18 protein-coding genes are annotated in these 19,063 nt (G+C 47.6%); 10 read left to right on the top strand and 8 right to left on the bottom strand.

Annotated elements, in window-relative coordinates; genetic code table 11:
• Positions 1–60: 60 nt before the first annotated feature.
• The 3 genes from ACYVFD_RS05800 to treF all read right to left on the bottom strand — a co-directional run bounded on the left by ACYVFD_RS05800 (position 61) and on the right by treF (position 3,215).
• Positions 61–669 carry a hypothetical protein gene (locus tag ACYVFD_RS05800; protein WP_461088827.1) on the bottom strand — a complete coding sequence of 203 codons (609 nt, stop codon included), beginning with the start codon at positions 667–669 and terminating at the stop codon, positions 61–63.
• Positions 670–767: 98 nt separating this feature from the next.
• Positions 768–1,523 (bottom strand): hypothetical protein, encoded by a 756-nt coding sequence (locus tag ACYVFD_RS05795; RefSeq protein ID WP_461088826.1) that lies wholly within the window; start codon positions 1,521–1,523, stop codon positions 768–770.
• Positions 1,524–1,682: 159 nt separating this feature from the next.
• Positions 1,683–3,215, bottom strand: coding sequence for an alpha,alpha-trehalase TreF (gene treF, locus ACYVFD_RS05790; protein WP_461088824.1), 1,533 nt, complete (start codon positions 3,213–3,215; stop codon positions 1,683–1,685).
• Between the two features lie 168 nt (positions 3,216–3,383).
• Here treF and ACYVFD_RS05785 point away from each other — a divergent pair, with 168 nt between their 5' ends.
• From ACYVFD_RS05785 to ACYVFD_RS05775, 3 genes are read left to right on the top strand one after another with little or no spacing between them, the layout of a single operon-like run.
• Complete coding sequence (locus tag ACYVFD_RS05785) at positions 3,384–4,649, top strand: MFS transporter (RefSeq protein ID WP_461088823.1); 1,266 nt, start codon at positions 3,384–3,386, stop codon at positions 4,647–4,649.
• A 12-nt stretch (positions 4,650–4,661) separates the two neighbouring features.
• Positions 4,662–5,126 carry an alpha/beta hydrolase gene (locus ACYVFD_RS05780; RefSeq protein WP_461088822.1) on the top strand — a complete coding sequence of 155 codons (465 nt, stop codon included), beginning with the start codon at positions 4,662–4,664 and terminating at the stop codon, positions 5,124–5,126.
• Positions 5,127–5,148: 22 nt separating this feature from the next.
• The gene (locus tag ACYVFD_RS05775; RefSeq protein ID WP_461088821.1) at positions 5,149–5,622 is read left to right on the top strand and encodes a serine aminopeptidase domain-containing protein; all 474 of its coding nucleotides are present in this window, start codon (positions 5,149–5,151) and stop codon (positions 5,620–5,622) included.
• A gap of 35 nt (positions 5,623–5,657) precedes the next feature.
• Here the strand turns inward: ACYVFD_RS05775 and ACYVFD_RS05770 are convergent, their stop codons facing one another.
• Positions 5,658–8,090, bottom strand: a complete 2,433-nt coding sequence (locus ACYVFD_RS05770; protein ID WP_461088820.1) for a TonB-dependent receptor — start codon at positions 8,088–8,090, stop codon at positions 5,658–5,660.
• A gap of 491 nt (positions 8,091–8,581) precedes the next feature.
• Positions 8,582–8,926: a DUF6249 domain-containing protein gene (locus ACYVFD_RS05765; RefSeq protein ID WP_461088819.1), complete on the bottom strand. Its 345-nt coding sequence runs from the start codon at positions 8,924–8,926 to the stop codon at positions 8,582–8,584.
• Between the two features lie 191 nt (positions 8,927–9,117).
• On the opposite strand from ACYVFD_RS05765, the gene ACYVFD_RS05760 reads away from it, so the two are divergent.
• Positions 9,118–9,669, top strand: a complete 552-nt coding sequence (locus ACYVFD_RS05760) for an RNA polymerase sigma factor (RefSeq protein WP_461088818.1) — start codon at positions 9,118–9,120, stop codon at positions 9,667–9,669.
• Positions 9,670–9,688: 19 nt separating this feature from the next.
• Positions 9,689–10,177, top strand: coding sequence for a hypothetical protein (locus tag ACYVFD_RS05755; protein WP_461088817.1), 489 nt, complete (start codon positions 9,689–9,691; stop codon positions 10,175–10,177).
• Between the two features lie 133 nt (positions 10,178–10,310).
• Here the strand turns inward: ACYVFD_RS05755 and ACYVFD_RS05750 are convergent, their stop codons facing one another.
• Positions 10,311–11,900, bottom strand: a complete 1,590-nt coding sequence (locus ACYVFD_RS05750; protein WP_461088816.1) for an N-acyl-D-amino-acid deacylase family protein — start codon at positions 11,898–11,900, stop codon at positions 10,311–10,313.
• 193 nt (positions 11,901–12,093) lie between these two features.
• Entirely contained in the window at positions 12,094–12,585 is a 492-nt protein-coding gene (locus tag ACYVFD_RS05745) for a DinB family protein (RefSeq protein WP_461088815.1), read from the bottom strand.
• Positions 12,586–12,749: 164 nt separating this feature from the next.
• On the opposite strand from ACYVFD_RS05745, the gene ACYVFD_RS05740 reads away from it, so the two are divergent.
• The 5 genes from ACYVFD_RS05740 to ACYVFD_RS05720 all read left to right on the top strand — a co-directional run bounded on the left by ACYVFD_RS05740 (position 12,750) and on the right by ACYVFD_RS05720 (position 17,530).
• Positions 12,750–14,702, top strand: coding sequence for a M1 family metallopeptidase (locus tag ACYVFD_RS05740; protein WP_461088814.1), 1,953 nt, complete (start codon positions 12,750–12,752; stop codon positions 14,700–14,702).
• Between the two features lie 48 nt (positions 14,703–14,750).
• The gene (locus ACYVFD_RS05735) at positions 14,751–15,002 is read left to right on the top strand and encodes a hypothetical protein (protein ID WP_461088813.1); all 252 of its coding nucleotides are present in this window, start codon (positions 14,751–14,753) and stop codon (positions 15,000–15,002) included.
• Complete coding sequence (locus ACYVFD_RS05730; protein ID WP_461088812.1) at positions 14,987–15,289, top strand: type II toxin-antitoxin system RelE/ParE family toxin; 303 nt, start codon at positions 14,987–14,989, stop codon at positions 15,287–15,289. Before ACYVFD_RS05735 ends, ACYVFD_RS05730 begins: the two co-directional genes overlap by 16 nt.
• A gap of 8 nt (positions 15,290–15,297) precedes the next feature.
• Positions 15,298–15,789 carry an NADH-quinone oxidoreductase subunit C gene (locus ACYVFD_RS05725; protein ID WP_461088811.1) on the top strand — a complete coding sequence of 164 codons (492 nt, stop codon included), beginning with the start codon at positions 15,298–15,300 and terminating at the stop codon, positions 15,787–15,789.
• Between the two features lie 76 nt (positions 15,790–15,865).
• Positions 15,866–17,530: a hypothetical protein gene (locus tag ACYVFD_RS05720; RefSeq protein ID WP_461088810.1), complete on the top strand. Its 1,665-nt coding sequence runs from the start codon at positions 15,866–15,868 to the stop codon at positions 17,528–17,530.
• Positions 17,531–17,582: 52 nt separating this feature from the next.
• Here ACYVFD_RS05720 and ACYVFD_RS05715 read toward each other — a convergent pair whose 3' ends face one another.
• Positions 17,583–18,947: a M20/M25/M40 family metallo-hydrolase gene (locus ACYVFD_RS05715; RefSeq protein WP_461088809.1), complete on the bottom strand. Its 1,365-nt coding sequence runs from the start codon at positions 18,945–18,947 to the stop codon at positions 17,583–17,585.
• Between the last annotated feature and the right edge of the window lie 116 nt (positions 18,948–19,063).

The raw sequence follows: 19,063 nt of genomic DNA, 5'->3' as shown, positions 1-19,063 counted from the left end.
TTGATTAGTGAGTAAGCTATCCCAATTAACCAGTTAACCAACAAACTAATCAACCATCAACTACCCAGAGAAGCTACGGCCCATGCGGCTAAAGAAACCGCTACGGCCACCGGAAGGACGAGTGGTGCGTGTAATCCGTGAACTCCGAACGCTTTCGCTGACATGTCTTGAGCGATTATATAAGCTGGAGTTGGCATAAACTCCCGAACTGTAGCGACGTTCATACTCATTGTAACGCGGAGCAGTCGAGCGGCCAAGCATATATCCAAGGCTACCCCACAGCAATGCATTCGCTAACCCATTATGGTGATGCGTATGATAAGCACTTGGATTGTGCAGGTACGTACGAGTCGACTCGTCATTTTCAACCAGTCGTTTGGCAGCTTCTACACTTAACGTATCGCGGTGGCCATCGAAATAACTCACAATGGCCCCCGCCTGACCAGGATTGGCCTGCTCTTCGTCGGTAATTTTGAAATTTCCGGGAGAAGTCTCTGTAATGTACGTCCGAACACCCTGCTGGAAGCGGGTTTCGGTTTGCTCTTCGGAACGGTTATTCCCGCAACTTTGGAGTATAACAGCGCCGTTAAGCAATGCCAGACTGAGCGTGGCACTAAGGGTTATATCTTTAACGCGCCGAAGAACGGCATGTCGGCGAAGGGGTGTCATAGCCTGATTTTGTGATAATTGACCACTAAGCTATAGCACCTGCACGAAGGTTACAACTGAATAGGGATGAACTGTTGGTAGGGGTTACTTAACGGTTGTTAGAACGGACGATATTTTGTTCCGAACAGAATAGCGATCCCAGCTGATGCACTAACGACATTTACCGTCCGGTCGCTGCTGAAGGTAGCACTTTCAGGACGACTGGTTCCACTTACCGTCGTTGACGTCAGGTTATCGAATGTAAATGCAGCCTGGCTGTAGTCGGCATTGAGGATCAGGGCGGTACTTAATCCTAACCGGTAGCGCAACGTCACCCCTCCTCCCAAAGCCATCGCTGTACTTTGCGAGCCCGTCGTTTTTACCGACATTTCTGAACGTCCTACCATTCCGGCGACGGATGTATTTGGTAATACCGCCAGCGCTCGGCCAGCTAACAAACGAGCATCAATCGAAAAGCGACCGCCCATTGGCAATGAGATATACGGCCCGGCCATAACAGTCATGACCGACCAATTATCGGCCTTTGCCGTCCAGTTACTTGAATTACTCTGCGAGATAGCGCTGAGCATGGCTCCCGTATTTACCGTATTGCGATGTTGTTCTCCCCGAATCATCAGTCCAACGGGACCTGCCATCCGGTAACCAGCCGACACGTTGAAAGCAAACCCTTCCCCCGCCATGCAGGCCTGATTGTCGGTTGGCGAGCAACTGGCAAACCGCCCTACGGGTACACTTGCACCCGCTGATGCAGCAAAAAAACCTTTTTTATCCTGGTGCGATAAAATAAACGTTTTCTGGCAAAACGAAGCAGTGGTCATGCCGGCCGCCACTACGGTTAGGAAGAGCTTTTTCATAGCCAATTTGTTACTGATAAATGCTGGTTAGTATCTTGTTAGACCACCAAACAAATACAGTGCCAAATTGGCGAAAGAGTGTATTATTGAGTGATTGGTGATTGAGCGATTGAGTGAAAAGCTTACGCATTCTTTTTCACTCAATCGCTCAATCACCAATCACTCAATCGTTTTATTTAGAGCCAGATACACCCCATTCGTCCAGCCGAAGCCGTCCTGGTTTGGGTATTCGCCACCACCGGTCGTTAAGGCAGCATCGACAACGTTATATTTTTCCATCATCTTGCCGGTGGCCAGAAACACTTTGTCGTTCAGCGCTAGCCACCGATCGCGACCTTCGTTGGCGGTTTCGGTAAAACCATAGTTCTTTAAGCCCTGATAAACAATCCATTGCAACGGTGCCCAACCATTTGGCCAGTCCCATTGCTGTCCGGTCTGATTCAACGTAGTGACCCAACCGCCTGCCTGTAGGAAATCGGCTTTAAGGCGGTCATGGACACGGCTGGCCTGTTCGGGCGTTGCCAGTTTGAAAAATAGGGGAAAGACACCAGCCAGCGTCAGTGCTTCTGTCTGGCGGCCTTTCACGAAGTCATAATCGTGAAAAAAGCCTGTTTCTTCATTCCAGAATGTTTGCTGAATGGCTTTCTCACGCGCTTTGATCAGCGGATCGTAATCGTCATAAGCCATTTTCCACTCACCCGTTCGTAGAGCAGTATTATGCAAGGTTACTTCGAGTTGCCAAAGCAGGCAGTTTAAATCGACGGATAGGATATTGGCCGTATCAATCAACGCCATCGTTCGTTGGTCGGTAAACCAGCGGCTGCTAAAATCCCAACCCGACTCGCAGGCTGCCCGAATGTGATTGTACAACGCTTCAGGGATAACACCTAATGGGGTAGCTTCTTGTGTCAACTCAATCTCCTGCCGATACGCTTCGGGGCGAGGAGTGGGTGTATCGTCCCAATACCGATTTAACACTCGATTATCCGATAACCGTACCACTCGCTTGTTGACGGGTTTAGCGTCGGTTAATTCATACTGCCCAGTCATCCAGAACTCATATTCAAGACGCAGTTGTGGAGCAAACTTTTTCAGGGTATCATCGCCATCAATTGTTGCCAACAGATTAACCATTAAAGCAAAATAAGGAGGCTGCGAGCGGCTCAAAAAATAGGTTCGGTTGCCATTGGGTATAAAACCGAAGGTATCGATCAGGTACGCAAAATTGTCGAGCATAGCCCGAATCAGAGTAATCTGCGCGTCAGCCGACTCTTTCAGCCCCAGCATGGTAAAGTAGCTGTCCCAATAAAAAATTTCCCGAAAACGCCCGCCCGGTACTACATACGAATGTGGGAGTGGTACTCGTGAACTTCCTTCAACGTGTATATCTTCAGGGCGGGTCAGTCGATCCCACAGGCGATTGATATGCTCGGTCGTACTAACGGTCGTATCGCTGACGTAGTCATCGGCCAATTTCTGCGGCACAACGAAATACGCATGGACAAACTCACTCAGACCAAAACCAGGCTTCTCTTTTTCAGATTGGTAGAGTGTAACTAAATCGGCTGGAGACAGCTTCGGTACACAGTCCACAAATGTTTTTGAATCGGCAAAAACATGTCCTAGCTGCACATCACGAAACAGGCTACCAAACAATATATCGGGGGATTGGGGAAACGATACAGGTACCAAAACAGATAATAAAAAGGTTCAGAACAAGTAACCAAAAAGCCATTGCTTTGTCATAGCAGTCAGCCGATTATCGGGGCAAAAATGCAAAAAGCCCAACTAATACCGGTAAAAATAATACGAATAAACTCGTATGTTTATCGTTCAGAACACTTTAACCACCGTAATTCAATGAGCTACTGGCGCATAAAACTATCGCTTCTTCTCAACTATTTCGTCTTTGCTATTCTTCTCAACAGTGTCGGAACCGTCATTCTACAAGTTCAAAACAACTATGGTGTATCGGAGTCGGCAGCCAGCGTGCTTGAAGCGTTTAAAGATTTAACCATTGCCTTAGTGTCGTTTCTGGTGGCTTCGTACATCACACGTATCGGCTACAAACGGGCCATGCTGGTTGCGCTGGGCATGGTTACGCTGGCTTGTCTGCTGATGCCGCAGGTTCCAGCTTTCTGGACTACCAAACTCCTGTTTGCCGCAACCGGGGCAGGCTTTGCCCTTATTAAGGTTTCAATATTTGCTACCATTGGTCTGGTTACCAACGACTCAAATGAGCATGCTAGCTTCATGAATTTTCTGGAATCATTTTTTATGATCGGCGTTTTGTCGGGCTACTTTTTATTTACCCTCTTCGTCGACGATACTAACCCAAAATCTACGGCCTGGCTGACTACGTACTATTTGCTTGCCGGAATCGCTTTACTGGCATTTCTACTCCTCCTGAGCACGCCCATCGACGAATCAAGGGTTCGGCTGGAAGTTCCCAAAACGCTGGCTGAAGACCTGGGCGATATGCTTCGACTAGCGCTTAAACCGGTCGTTCTGGTTTTTATCATTACTGCCTTTACCTACGTACTGATGGAGCAGGGCATTATGAGTTGGTTGCCAACCTTTAACAGCAAAATTTTAAATCTTCCTACCTCACTTAGCATCCAGATGGCCAGTATTCTGGCGGCTTCAACAGCGGCCGGACGTTTTCTGGCGGGTGTATTACTGAGCCGCGTTTCGTGGTACTGGCTTCTGATGATTTGTTTGGTGGTGTCGGCAGGGCTGGTCCTGCTTGCCTTGCCCCTAGCCTCCGACGTGGCCAACCGAACCATAACGGGCTGGGGCGATGCGCCTGTAGCCGCCTTTGTTTTTCCACTGATCGGCTTATTTATAGCTCCAATTTATCCGGCTATCAACTCAGCTATTCTGAGCAGTTTACCACTCCGTCAGCATGGACCGATGGCCGGTCTGATCGTTATTTTCTCTGCTCTGGGCGGAACCACAGGCTCTATCATTACGGGCCATGTCTTTGAAGCCTACGGTGGACAAACAGCCTTCTATTTCTCGCTGGTTCCGATCAGCCTGTTGCTGTTGTTAATTACTGTATTCAGCCGGATGCAAAAGAAAACAGGTTATGAGGTGAAACAGACGGCAAGCATGGCGGGGCATTAATGAGGCCTATTTATGAAAACTATAGGCAGAAAAGTCCTTTTTGGTATTATTGGTCTAGTCGTATTGATCTCCCTTTTGGGGCTTATACTGGCGTTTTTTCCAACTAGCACGAAGACGAACTATGTGGAAATATCGCCGGAAGAAGCGGTCCGATTAAGGCAAAATTTCACTGAACCACACCACCAGTTTATAACCTCAGATGGAGTAACGCTTTTTCTGCGACGGTGGAATCCAGACACGGTTGATCCATCAAAAAAAGATATTGCCGTTTTGATTTTCCATGGTATAACAGCCCATAGTGGCGCTTACGAAATGGCGGGTAAACCCCTATCTGCAGGTGGCTATACGACTTTTGGTTTGGATTATAGAGGACATGGTCTATCAGATGGCAATCGGGGCGATAGCCCAGGTAGAGAACGATGGACGGAGGATTTAGCTGAGTCAGTACGCTATATCAAAAAGCCTTGGGTTTTCTAAAGTGGTCGTTCTGGGGCATAGTATGGGCGTAGCCGCTGCGATTGTAGCCGCCAACGCAGTTCCTGATGAGATTGCCGGATTAATCTTACTCTCAGGAGCATATGAAGGTCGAAAAGGGGTAGCCAATACACCTACGTTATTCGATAAAACAAAAATTCTGGCAAGCTCAATTTTTCGCCCATCGTATCAGGCTGTTGAATATTATAGACAGGGCATGACGGTTTCGAAAGACCCGTTGTTCAACTATCACTATACGCTGCGATTTGTAACCATGCTGAATGTTAAAGAGCTTCGCCTGTCTAAGACCTTAAATATTCCTGTGCTAGTTGGCGCTGGCGATAAAGATGAATTGTTTGAGGTACAGAAAGTTAGGGAGTTCTATAATCTTGTACCCAGAGATAAGAAGGAGTTTTTAGTCATGAAAAACACGACCCATGCGAAGATTCCTGTCGAAAGCTGGAATCAATTGGTGGTTTGGCTAAATAAAACCTTTTAACAAAATTGGCGGTATCGCTCGCCAATTCCCTCTTACTAATTCCCGTTCTGTACGTCATCATTACGAATGCCCCGTTTGTTCTTTTTGATCGATTCCTTGAGCTTTCCGAATTTATAGTTCAGGCTAATGGTAAATGACCGGAAATAATCCCAGCGAAAACTGGTTTGCTGGAAGTCAGGCCCAGATGTCGTGTTTAGATTTTCCCGGTACTTGCGAAACGGATTGTTGACTGAAGCCGCAACGGATAGCTTGTCTTTGATCACGTCTTTATTGACACTAAATGATGAGTTTGTAATTGGATTGGTGGCTCCCTGTAGGTTAATACTTGGGCCATTCGGCTGTATATTGGCCGTCAGTCGCCAGTCTTTGGGGAACCTGTAACTGGTTGATAGAGAAGCCTGGTACATGAACCCTTCATTTTTAAGCAATACACCATTAACCAGACCTTGTACTATTCCGTAAGCAATCCGGCTGTTTACACTTACGTTCCACTGTTTAGTAATTGGGTAATTGACGTTTACGAACAAACTAGGAAGTTTTGCCGTACCGGTGTTTCCATAAGATGTGCGGGTAATGCTCCTGGTTGAATCATACACCGAAACTGGAAAAACCAGGTCTCGAAAAAACGTAAATCCTAGGCCCGCATTCAGTTGAATTTTCCCCGTTCCGCTAAATGTTAGCTGAATATCATTGACAAGCGCAGGACGCAGATCAGGATTACCCGTTCGTTCGAAATTTGGGTTGGAACGATCCACAAACGGATTCAACTGATAAATGCCTGGTCGTTGAATTCGCTGTGTATAGCTCAGAATAAGCCCACTGTTATTCTTGAATTTACGGTTGACAGATACGGAAGGAATCAGGTTGAGATACGTTCTCTTCACTTTGGAATCGACCGAAATAAAATCAGCGTCGATAACGGTTTGCTCTATACGTATCCCGGCTTTTAACCCCCAGTTTTTCAGTGCGTATTGATAAGTCGTATAGGCACCAAACACATTCTGCGCATTCCTGAATCGATTACTGATGGCCGGTTGAATTACGTACTGTCGCGTTAACGAATCCACTACTGCGTACTGGAAATCGCTTTTATTATCCCGTAAAATCCCCTTCAAACCTGCTTCGATCTGGTGTTTTCGGATCGGATGAACGTAATCTACCTGAAAGGTTTGCTCGGCAAAATGCTGGTCGTTTCCCTGCCGATAGTTGGGCATGGTGTACTTTACCCGATTAGTGATATCCAAGTCGCTATTCTGCTGATTTTCATAAGTCAAATACCGATACGAAAAGGTCAGCAGGCGGTTTTTATCGGCTCGAAAACCCCGCTGATAATTCAATGAAGCATCTACTCCACTCCCGTTGCCAGCACTATTGTTTTCCAGAGTATACCCTTGCAATCGAACGTCCGAACTCATCAGGCTACTGCTTTGAATCGTATAACTATTCGAGTTGTTGCCATTCAGGTTAAATTGGGCGGAGAACAGGTTCAGCGTATCGATTTCATAGCTCATTTCGTAGCCTATATATGCCGTTCGATTCTTCGATTCGGTAGTACCTTCCTGCAAAAGATTGGTGGGTTGAGGTCCTGTACTAACGCGCTGAATACCACCCCGAATTGGCAGGTTATTGGCTAGATTAGCCCCGCCAAAAGCCGAGATACCAAACTTACCCAGCTTAGCCGATACCGACCCGCCCAGCCCAGGGCCACCGGTCGGAAAACGCTCGCTAATATTCACGGAGCCGTTATAGCCATTATCGAGCTTTTTCGTCGTGATAATGTTAATGATTCCTGCCAGTCCTTCCGCATCATATTTGGCCGGGGGCGATGTAATGACTTCAATTCGCTCAATGGACGAAGCGGGCATTGTTCGAAGAATATCCTTATAGTTTCGCTCCATCATGCTCGACGGTTTGCCATTAATCAGGATCTTGAAATCGCTGTTTCCTTTCAGCAGGATGTTGTTATCGGCATCGAGCGAAAGCAGTGGCACTTTCCGCATCATTTCCAGCACATTGACTACTTTACTTTCAGGATCAGCCTGAAGGTCGTATGTAATGCGGTCTATCTCCTGCTTTACAATCTGTTTCGTTCCCGTTACGACCACTTCCTTCAAACCCACCATGTCAGGGCTAAGCGTTACAGTACCCAAGTCTGCTACCTTTTGAAGCGAGTCGGTCAACTCAACCGAAATCCGTTTGGGCTTGTAACCGACACCGACAATAGCCAGCGAATAGTTTCCGGCTTCCAAACCCGAAAATGCGAATGAACCGTCCTCTTTTGAATAATCTACTTTTACGGTCGTGTTTGAGCCTTTTAGTAGATTAACCGTCATGAACGTCAATGCTTTATGATTTACTGAATCGGAGATGATTCCGCGAATCGAATAGGCTCCTGATTGATTTTGAGCAACGCCAATGTGGTAACACAGTAGAAGTAGCAGTATCAGAAATAAGTTTATGGTTTTCATAGATTTAAGGACTAATCGATTTTGAAAAGCAAAGCGGTTCCCATAAGAGATTCAGGCTCTTTTAGGTAAATCACGAGAAGAGAGAAAGGGAACTGTGTCGGTAGTAACCGGGAAGGATTAGACTAGGATTATCTTATTGGTTGTCATCCCGAAGAATGAGGGGTCTTGAGTGTCAGGCAATTCGAGATCCCTCATTCTTCGGGATGAACCTGAGGATGAACCTGTTTAAACTTTCTAAATCCCGTTAAAACTGGATAGCCTTTTTGTCATTTCGACCGGGACGCGTAGTCGCAGGAGAAATCTCAAGCTTGACTAATGAGAAACTTTGAGATTTCTCCTGCGACTACGCGTCCCGGTCGAAATGACAAAAAACAGGCTAGTTTTTTTTATAAAAGGGAAAGTTTAAACAGGTTCGATGATAAAACTCGAATACCAACAATTTAACTAGCTGATATTGAGTAGTTGACAATCAAGATACAACAAAAAGCCAGTTACTTTTTCTTAGCCAATCGCTGTTCAATCAGGAAGTTGAGAATTAAGCTAAGTCCGCCGAATAAAAAGACCATAGACAGGAAGGAAGTAATGCGCCCGACTCCATAATACTCGTACAGGACATTCCCTATAATCATGCCGATGGCAATTCCAACGAATAACATCCCGAATTTCAGCGTAGGTGAAATCGAGTTGTTGCCCGAGAATATGGATGCATCAACTCCCCGTTCAATCATGGCCATGCGTTCGCGGGAGCGGGTCATCAGGAATACATACACGATTCCGAAAACGCTGGCAAATCCACCAAGGGTTATAAGAATATGTTTTACATCATCGCCATCCATACTGCTATTTGTTTACGGTTGTTACAAACTGATTTTCGCAGCATATGACATTCGAAACAGAAGCTGGGTTACAGATTTTCACAAAAATTCATGCATAAAAATAAAATAGCGTTAAGCTGTAACCTCTTTTTGAAAACGAAGGTCTAATCGGGCAAGGGCGCGAACAGATTCTCAAACTAACCAACAGGCTCGTGAAGCAACCGGAAGATCAGGTCTATATCGACAAAGTCAAACATGGAGACTCGGCTTCCTATGCATTCCTCGTTGACCGCTATAAGCACATGGCGTACACAATTGCCCTGAGAGTGATGCGAAATGCCGAAGATGCTGAAGACGTAGCCCAGGAAGGTTTCGTAAAAGCGTATCAGCAACTTCACCGGTTTGAAGGAAAATCGAAGTTTTCGACCTGGCTCTATACCATTGTTTATCGGGTAGCCGTCACTAAATTAGAGCAGCAGCGGGTCGCCACCGTTCCGATTTACGAGGAGATGGCCGAAACCTATACGCATCAACATCAGACTACACAACTGGAGCATTTACAGGTATCGGACCAGCAGAAATACATCAAAGACGCTATTGGTCGGTTACCGGCAACAGAAGGATTATTAATCACGTTGTATTACCTGGATGAAAAGTCGATTCGGGAGATAGAGGAGATTACCGGCTTATCGGAGTCAAATATTAAGGTAAAATTATTCCGGGCCCGAAAAGTTTTGGAAGAGCAGTTACGTTTTTTATTGTGAATGAACAGCTCGTTACGCTATGGAGGACGAAAAAGAAGACAGTTTCAGAAAGCTGATCAAAAAAGCGGAACCCGACAAACTGGGTGCTGACTTTACCCATGCCATCATGAAACGGGTACAGGCTGAATCGGAGATGGACTCGGCCAAAGAAGCCACCTTGATTCATCTTTTAAAAGCGCATACGCTTATTGAGAAACCGTCGACCGATTTCAGTCGTCGGGTTATGAATCAAGTTATGGTTCAAAAATCAAAACCGTTAGAGCCGATCATCAGTACACGCGTGTGGTATATGATTGCGGCATCTCTACTAGTTATCGTGCTTTTCTGCGTTCTGCTACTCCCTTCCGGGCCACCCCAACCGACATCGTCCGGACTGGATCGTTTTCTTTCCAGCTTTGAGAGTACACTCGACACCCTGCCAATTAGCTATCCATTGACCATTTTTGCCATGAACGTACTGATGGTAACGGATTATCTTTTACGACAGAACCGGCGTATAAGCATTTAAGCAACTGAAAGGAGGCTTTTGTCCTTCCGACGAAGGAGGAATCTCAAGGTTTCCCACTCCCTAATAGAGATACGTGTAAGATTCCTCCTTCGTCGGAAGGACAAAAAAGTTTATCATTTAAACCACCATCATTCTATTTACCGTAACCCGGCCCCATCAATAATTGCCCTGGTCGTTGGCCATTATGTTTGCCATTGTCGATCACAGGCTCGCCATTGACCAGCACATACGGAATACCGGTTGTATAGGCATGCGGCTGGTCGTAAGTGGCTTTATCGGAGACGGTTTTCTCGTCGAAAACCACAATATCGGCAGCATAACCGGGACGAAGCAGTCCACGATCGGCGAGATGAAACCGTTGTGCAGGTAGTGAAGTCATGCGTCGGATGGCTTCTTCCAGTGGAATAATCTGTCGTTCACGCACATAGCGGCCTAATACACGGGCATTGGTCCCATAGGCCCGTGGGTGAGGCATACCCGACCCAAATTTGGCAACGCCCGCATCCGAGGCAATCATCGTATTGGGGTACCGCAGTATGTTTTCAACATCAGTTTCCGACATGGTGTGGTAGATCATCTGGATACGCTTCAGATCAGCTTTTTCCATCAGCTCCATCACTAAATCAGCTTCCGTTTCGGGATTATTTTTGCGCCCTAACTTTTGATTGATCGCGCTAATGCTCATGCCATTGAACGTGGTATCGGGCTTGTAGTTGGCCACAACGGCATACTCGTAGTTTTTGCGCAGGTTTTTCGCCAATGTTTCCAGCAGTTCGGTCCGAATTTTAGCGCGAGTAGCTGGATCACGAAACCGCACCAGCACCGCTGAATCCCCATCAGCCAACGCCCAGGTGGGTAAAATACTTTCCAGTGATGTGCTCGATGCGGTATAGGGATATTGGTCAACTGTTACGTCCAGCCCTTCCCGACGAGCGGCAGCTACCAACTCGACGGTTTCGGTGCTTTTTCCCCATAAGGGTTTGCTGGCTACTTTAAAGTGCGAAATTTCGACCGGAATCTGCGCTTCCCGGCTAATCTGAATGGCTTCTTCAACGGCCTGTTTCACGTTCTGCCCTTCATTACGAATGTGGGATGCGTACACACCTCCATACCGTGAAGCCACCTTGGCCAGGTTGACGACCTCGGGCGTATGGGCGTACGTACCGGGTGTATAAATCAACCCCGTCGACATGCCTACAGCACCGTCTTTCATGGCCTGTTCAATCAGCTTTTCCATGTCCGCCTGTTCTCTGGCAGTCGGGTCTCGAAAGGCCATTTTCATCACTTTCATACGCACCGAATTATGGCCGATCAACGAACCTACATTAATCGAGGTACCCTGCATCCGAAGGGTATCGAAATAGGTCCGCAGATTGGCACTTGAGCCACCACAATTGCCGGTAATGACCGTTGTAACCCCATCATAAATGAAATTAGGCGCGCCAGGCTGCGCTTCCAGGCTGCCTTCTACATGCGCATGAACATCAATAAAACCGGGGGCTACAATCAACCCTTTGGCATCGATGATTCGTTTGGCATCGGTCGCGGCCAGGGAGCCGATACGAACTATACGACCATTTTGAACGGCCACATCGGCATACGTCCACGGATTCCCTGTTCCATCCACAACCCGACCGTTTTTAATGATCAGATCAAAAGGTTGGGCATTGACAAAACAGGCTGAAAACAGGAAAAGTATGAGTGAAAGATAACGGTATTGCATCAGGTTGTAGAGGAAGTGAAAAACAGTTGAATCAGGTATCAATATGGCCGATTTCTCTATCAAAATCAAATCCTCTACAAATTAGCCGCAGCCATCAATAGAACCGCATCGGCGGACCGACAGATTGTTATGATGATTATGGTTCATTATGATCTGTGTAAATCATAACGATCATAAAAATCCGCGTTCTATGTTACTGTTCATCCGCACTTGGGCCGTAGCTACCCGGAATAGGAATGTCGAGTAGCCGTAGGTAAACGCCTAGTTGAGCGCGGTGATGGACGATCTGGCAGAAGGTGGTTCGTATCACTTCATGCTTCGGCTCTACGAAAAAGATCTGTTCACCATTCCGAAGTGTCCAGGCTTCATTCAGGATTGATTCATTCTCCGGCACTAACTGCGATCGACCATCCGCCAAACACGTTTCAGCATACGCCATAAGTTCGGCTGTGTTGTTAATTTCGTCTTCCTGATAAGGATTGACCGCGAAATCTAATCCATCCGTTGTTAAGGCCATGGTTACCCAGGTTGGCAAATTGGCAAGGTGAGTAGCTAATTGCCGAACAGTCATACTCTTTTCATGGGGTTTCCAGTCGTATTTGTCATCGGGAATACGCTGTAACATTTTACGGGTGGTTTGAGCTTCCTGCTGCATTTCCTTCAAAAACATCGGGATCAGTTCCATAGAAATTTGTTTGGTTTATTGTCCGATACAAAGGTCGGCGGACTAGGTGACAGCCCTATGTCAGTAGCGTTTTGCCCATCACCGATTGAGCCGATTATAATTTCACTTACCTTGCAAGAGCTATTCAGATCCCCAAACCGTTCGCCATTTTACCCACTGACCTGATGAAACTACGGCTGTTTCTCCTGCTTTTTGGCATTACCTATATCGGCTTCGCTCAATCAGCCAAACCTATTTTCCCAAAGCCGCTAAGCCCCCGACTAGCCAATTACCAGATCGATGTGAGCCTCAACACAGCTACGAAAAAGCTGACGGGCCGCGAAACGCTCACCTGGCGAAACCCCTCAAATGATGTAATTCGGGAGTTACTGTTTCACCTGTACCTCAATGCCTTTCGGAATGAACAATCCAGCTTTATGCGTGAGTCGGGAGGGCAGTTGCGTGGGGATCAGATTGATCGAAACACCAAAGAAGATCCGTATGGTTGGATTGACGTGGTGTCGATGAAAGCCCGACATTCACAGTCGAATACCACAGAAGCACTGGCCTACGAGTTCATCCAACCTGATGATATGAACCGCGACGATCATACCGTGATTCGGGTGCCACTCAGCAAACCCGTCGGGCCGGGCGAAACGATTGTTTTAGACATTACTTTTCAGGCGAAGCTCCCCAAAATCTTTGCCCGTACGGGTTTCAGCCGCGACTACTTTCTGGTGGGTCAGTGGTTTCCCAAAATTGGTGTTTACGAGCCTGCCGGAACTCGCTATGCCAAAGTTGGTCAGTGGAATTGCCACCAGTTTCACGCCCACTCCGAATTCTATGCGGATTATGGGGTTTATGATGTGAACATCACGACGCCCAAAGAATACTGGGTAAGTGCCACGGGTTTGTTTCAGTCCGAAAAAATGCATACGAATGGCACCAAAACGATACTCTACCATGCTGAAGATGTAGTCGATTTTGCCTGGACGGCTTCGCCCCATTTTCAGGTCGTGAATGATGCCTGGAAACGCCCATCGGGTGGTGAAGTGAGTATTGAGCTGATCATGCAACCCGAGCATCTGCATCAGGCAGGCCGACATCTGGAGGCAGCCAAAGCCGCTCTAACGTATTTCGACAAGCATCTTGGAAAGTATCCGTTTCCAAACCTGACGATTGTGGACCCGCCCCTCCACGCCAGCGGTTCGGCCGGGATGGAATACCCTACCCTGATTACAGCCGGAACAGCCTGGTTTGTACCACCCGGTGCCCGCTTTCCAGAAACCGTAACGGTTCATGAATTTGGGCACCAATATTTTATGCAATTGCTGGCCACCAATGAATTTGAAGAAGCCTGGCTTGACGAAGGGTTCAATCAATACTACGAAGGTCGAATCATGGACGAAACGTACGGTCCTCGTTCCTCACAGATCGATTTATTTGGGCTTCGGAATGGCGATCTGGAAGAGTCTCGTGGCAATTATGTTCATCAGGACAACCCGGCCCTTGGCACTTCGTTCGGTAATACATGGCAACTCGCTAACGGACAATATGGAGTATTAACCTACTCAAAAACAGCCACCTGGATGCGAACACTGGAAGGACTTGTCGGTAGGCCGGTGATGGACGAGATCATGCAGACGTATTTCAATCGCTGGCTATTTCGCCATCCCAACGGGCAGAACTTCATCGCCATCGTCAACGAGATCGTCCCGAAACGACTCGGTCGCAAGTACGGCCCCGACATGAACTGGTTTTTCGCTGAAGCGTTATATGGCGATAATGTAGTTGACTACCAGCTGTTGAGTATCAAAAATAAAGGGGCACAGTCGGTGATAACCGTTCAGCGAAACAACGATGGCAAAATGCCCGTCGATATTCTGGTTCATTTTGAGAATGGCAAAGAGTTAATGCTTTTCTGGGATGGGCAAGCCCGGCAGCGTCAGTTTACCGTTCCGGAAGGCTCGAACGTCGTATGGGCAACCGTCGATCCGAAGCAGAAGATCTACATGGACACAAACCTGAACAACAACAGCTTAACGCTACATCCATCGGCTTCGCCAGCCGCCAAATTTGCGACTAAATTTTTGTTCTGGGTCGAAAACTGGATGCAGTGGCTCGCCTGGCTGGCGTAAGCATTCCATACTTTTTTGTATCTTTCGATACGCAAAACGAATACGTCAATGAGCATTCAGGAAATGAAAAGTAAGCTCCATCAACTCATCGATAGAGCAGATGATGAACCGACCCTGGAGCGGCTGCTAGACTCTGCCAAACAAATACTGGCAGAACAGTCAGCTAAACTGGATACATTAGCCGACCTGACTGATAGTCAGCAGCAACAACTTAACAGGGCAATTCAGGACCATGCAGAAGGGAAAACCGTATCGCATGAAGAGATGAAGCAACGACATCGTGAATGGCTAAACAAATAATCTGGTCGGAGACGACGGTTAAGGAGTTTGACGCACTACGAGATTATATTGCTGAACACCGATCATTAGAAGCTGCCATCCGTTTTGTGAATGAATTTTATCGCCAGCTAGATATTATTGACAGTCAGCCTTATATAGGTATGGGGCATGTCGAGAACCCTCAACTTCGCAAACGACTTATTGATCGAACGCACTATTTATATTACCTGGTCGAAGAGAATGAAATTCGACTGCTCAACATCATCGACACCCGTTCAGGACCTGATAAGAATCCATTTGCATTCTAAAGTTCACAATGACTTTCTCCGAAATTACCGACCTCCTCAATAGTCAATTTGGTACTGATTTTCCAGCTACTACCCAGAATCTGCAACCCTACATCACCGTTCCGGCCAATCAACTGGTGGCTGTTTGTCAGTTTCTCCGTGACGACGACCGGCTATTTTTCGACCTGCTGTCTTGTGTAACGGGCATCGACAATGGGCTTGAAACCAATACAATGGAGGTTATTTATAACCTGACCTCAATTCCGTACGAGCACAATCTGATGCTGAAAGTGGTTGTGCCCCGCAATACAAATTCATCAAAACTCCCGTCGGTACCAAGCGTGTCGCCTATCTGGCGCACGGCCGACTGGCACGAACGCGAAACCTTCGACCTTGTTGGCATTCGGTTTGAAAATCATCCCGATCTGCGTCGTATTCTCCTGCCAACCGACTGGGAAGGGCATCCGCTACGCACTGACTATGAGGAACAGGCACAGTATCATGGCATCAAAACCAAGTAAATACCACCGCTTTTTTCGTTCTATATTGACTGTTTAGCCATTTCGTTGGTTATTGCTTTATCTGTACATCAGAGCAATGAGAAACCCTTACCTATATTTTTTAGGCATTCTATTAATCGCCTACTGCCTGTTACCCAATTTGAGCTTTGCCCAAACCGATTCGGTTATTGTAACGGGTCGAATCCGGCATCTATCGGCTCAGCTTTATCGCGAATCGCCAACGGTATTTATTAGCCGCAATAATATTCTGCAAGCTGGTCGCGAGTTGGTGCGCCCGGCTCCCCTTAGTCTGGATGGTACGTTTCGAGTCTCGTTGCCCCTAATTTATCCGCAGGAAGAAATGTATTTTAACTACGGGCGAATCTCAACGGCTTTTCTGGCATCAGCCGGAACGTTGAGTATCGATATGGATGCCGATTCGCTCTTTACGGTGGCCGTTCCTTTCCGATTTGGGGGCGTCAATGCGCAGGTAAATAGTCAGTTTGCCCGGTATAAAGCCTTTGAAGCTACCTATCCAACCAAGCCCGATGGTCGTAAACTGTCGACTCAGGTGGGTGGTTTGAGCGATGAAGCGGCTTATCGAATCGTTTCCAGTGCCTATCAGGCTCCGTTTCTGGCCTTTGCCGCCAAAGAACGGCCCTTTCCTCTACTAAAACGTTGGGTGGGCTATGCTGACCGCTACAATGCGGCTGCATTTGTGTATGATAAAGCTACCTACCAAAACGAAAACATCAGTAAAGCCCTAAACGATTCGCTGCGTCCACCCAACGACCAACTCTTAACGGCCGCACGGGCATCGGCCATGAATCGCTTTGCCACCTACACCTCCCAACGACTAACGGCCGAAACAGGTCGAACGAATGGGTTAACAGTACGGGCGTTGGCCTTACTACTAGAACGCTATGGAAAAAATATAACGGCTGGTGAACGGTTACGTCTCGACGATTACGTACAATCCAATTCAGCCCGCCAGGCCGATCTGCGTTTTTTCGATGGACTGGTAAAACGAAATCCCGATACACTCCAACGGTTGGTGAACTATGAAACGCTGATTCAACGGGCTATCCGGCAATACGACAGCACTACGGTCGATTATCTGTCGGCCTACTGGCTGGCGGCAACTTTACCAACGGTGACGCTCGATTTTGCCCGATTACTTTATGACTATGCCCGTCCTCAGGTCAAAGATCCTGCGCTCGAACAATCACTGGATGAACTATACCGGCTCGAAGTAAAAGACAGTACCCGTATCCGAACGGCGATGCAAACCTTACGCAAAGGGGGAAGAGCCAATAACGCACTGGAAATTTCACCGGGTATTTTCGTTACCCGAGATGATTTTGGCAATGGTTCCTCTTTATTCGATAAAGTAATTAATGCGAATCGGGGCAAGGTGATTTATTTGCTCGTAGTCTCTCCTACCGATGAAGCCGGCCGTCAGGCAGCCTTAGATGCTCAGCGACTCCGCAACGCCTACAGTGCCCGCGATCTGGCGTTGGTGTATCTACCCATGAGCGGTACCGACAAATCGTTATGGCCTGAGCTAGCCACCCGCTATAACCTTGCTGGCGACCATCTGCTGCTGACCGATTCGCAGCTTTTTGATGCTATCGAACGGCTACGTCCTGACAACGACATGTCGGCAACGGTTATCAATCGTACCGGCAAAATTGTAAAACGAAACGCACCTTTACCGGGCGATTTCGAGGAAGCGAGGAAGGCAATTGATAAAAATCTATAGGTTTGCCGGTTGTGGTGGCAGATGCTTACATCTGCCACCACAACCGGCAAACCTACAAGCCGTACTGATCCAGCAAATACACGAGTGCTGCCATTGAAGCTGCGCCCAGTTCGAGTTCACGCTGGCTGACAACCTCAAACGTATCAGCCGCCGTGTGATGATAATCAAAATAGCGTTGTGAATCAGGTTTAAAGCCAAATAATGCCGTTCCTGACTGCGCCAGCGGGCCAATGTCGGCTCCCCCGCCCCCAGGCCCAATTTCCAGCAAGCTGTAGGGCGCTAACAACGGTTTCCACCCCATCACTTTGGCGCGTTGTTCGGGAGTACCTACGATGCCAAATCCGCGTGGTGTAAACCCGCCTGCATCTGATTCCACAGCGGCCATATGTTTTTCGTTGTTCTTTTTTGCCAGATCAGCGTATTGAATCCCGCCCCGGAGGCCGTTTTCTTCATTCATAAACATCACGGCACGAATCGTACGCTTGGGTTTAATGCCTAATGCCTTAAAAAGTCGCAGCACTTCTATCGACTGCATGCAACCAGCGCCGTCGTCCTGAGCGCCTTCGGCCAGATCCCAGGAATCCAGATGCCCACCAACCACAATGATTTCATCGGGTTTCTCGCTGCCTTTGATTTCGCCAACTACATTGTAGGATTTAGCATCGGGTAGCGTTTCGCAGCTTTGCTTAAAATAAAATGTCAGGTTAGGATTCTCCTGAAGCAGCTTACTTAGCAAATCGGCAGCATTGGTGCTAATTGCGGCAGTCGGAATCAGTGGAACGCCAGTAGCATAGCGCATTCCGCCTACGTGTGGGTAATCATCATGTCGGGGATTCATTGAACGAACGATCGCTCCCACGGCGCCCAGTTTGGCCGCTTCCGTAGCGCCATTCGCTCGCTGATCAACGGCCCCGCCGTAGGCTTCAAACGTGTTGATCTTGGTTGGGTCCATCGGGCGGTTGTAAAAAACAATCTTGCCTTTCACTATATCTGGACTCATCGCGCGCAGTTCGGTAAAGCTTTTCACCTCAATCACACCGGCATTTACCCCTTTTGGCCCCGTGGCTACCGAACCACCCAGCGCGGCAATGGGCACCGTTATTTTCTGTTTGCCATTCTGGATATAGGCCTCTTCTTTGGCTCCGCGTACCCAGTGTGGCACCATCACATCCTGTAAAAAGACCCGGTCGAAGCCTTGCTGCTCCATGATTTGTTTTGTCCAGTCAACGGCCTTTTGGGCTCCAGTCGAACCACTTAGCCGGGGCCCAATCTGTTTGGTTAAATGACGGAGCCACTCGTAGGATTTGCCACGTGCCAGCGCTTCGTCGTAAATTTTTCGAATGGTAACAGAGTCGGTCGTCTGGGCATAGCTATAACTTACAAGCAGACATAGAAGAAGTGTAATTGTTTTTCGCATACGGTTGTATTGGTTAAAAAGGCAAGATACAGAAAAGACAAGTTCTTTTTTCGACAGGATAAACAGGATTTTCAGGATGAGTTGAACTGGATATACGCCAAACTAATCCTGGAAAT

This window comes from Spirosoma gilvum, assembly GCF_054776815.1.
Note: the sequence above shows the minus strand (reverse complement) of the source record. Positions and strands in the feature narration are given on the sequence as shown.

Excerpts from the sequence above, each read along its gene's own strand:
- ACYVFD_RS05800 (WP_461088827.1), bottom strand. The coding sequence starts at position 669 with ATGACACCCCTTCGCCGACATGCCGTTCTTCGGCGCGTTAAAGATATA.
- ACYVFD_RS05795 (WP_461088826.1), bottom strand. The coding sequence starts at position 1,523 with ATGAAAAAGCTCTTCCTAACCGTAGTGGCGGCCGGCATGACCACTGCT.
- ACYVFD_RS05785 (WP_461088823.1), top strand. The coding sequence starts at position 3,384 with ATGAGCTACTGGCGCATAAAACTATCGCTTCTTCTCAACTATTTCGTC.
- ACYVFD_RS05780 (WP_461088822.1), top strand. The coding sequence starts at position 4,662 with ATGAAAACTATAGGCAGAAAAGTCCTTTTTGGTATTATTGGTCTAGTC.
- ACYVFD_RS05775 (WP_461088821.1), top strand. The coding sequence starts at position 5,149 with ATGGGCGTAGCCGCTGCGATTGTAGCCGCCAACGCAGTTCCTGATGAG.
- ACYVFD_RS05770 (WP_461088820.1), bottom strand. The coding sequence starts at position 8,090 with ATGAAAACCATAAACTTATTTCTGATACTGCTACTTCTACTGTGTTAC.
- ACYVFD_RS05765 (WP_461088819.1), bottom strand. The coding sequence starts at position 8,926 with ATGGATGGCGATGATGTAAAACATATTCTTATAACCCTTGGTGGATTT.
- ACYVFD_RS05755 (WP_461088817.1), top strand. The coding sequence starts at position 9,689 with ATGGAGGACGAAAAAGAAGACAGTTTCAGAAAGCTGATCAAAAAAGCG.
- ACYVFD_RS05750 (WP_461088816.1), bottom strand. The coding sequence starts at position 11,900 with ATGCAATACCGTTATCTTTCACTCATACTTTTCCTGTTTTCAGCCTGT.
- ACYVFD_RS05745 (WP_461088815.1), bottom strand. The coding sequence starts at position 12,585 with ATGGAACTGATCCCGATGTTTTTGAAGGAAATGCAGCAGGAAGCTCAA.
- ACYVFD_RS05740 (WP_461088814.1), top strand. The coding sequence starts at position 12,750 with ATGAAACTACGGCTGTTTCTCCTGCTTTTTGGCATTACCTATATCGGC.
- ACYVFD_RS05735 (WP_461088813.1), top strand. The coding sequence starts at position 14,751 with ATGAGCATTCAGGAAATGAAAAGTAAGCTCCATCAACTCATCGATAGA.
- ACYVFD_RS05730 (WP_461088812.1), top strand. The coding sequence starts at position 14,987 with ATGGCTAAACAAATAATCTGGTCGGAGACGACGGTTAAGGAGTTTGAC.
- ACYVFD_RS05725 (WP_461088811.1), top strand. The coding sequence starts at position 15,298 with ATGACTTTCTCCGAAATTACCGACCTCCTCAATAGTCAATTTGGTACT.
- ACYVFD_RS05720 (WP_461088810.1), top strand. The coding sequence starts at position 15,866 with ATGAGAAACCCTTACCTATATTTTTTAGGCATTCTATTAATCGCCTAC.
- ACYVFD_RS05715 (WP_461088809.1), bottom strand. The coding sequence starts at position 18,947 with ATGCGAAAAACAATTACACTTCTTCTATGTCTGCTTGTAAGTTATAGC.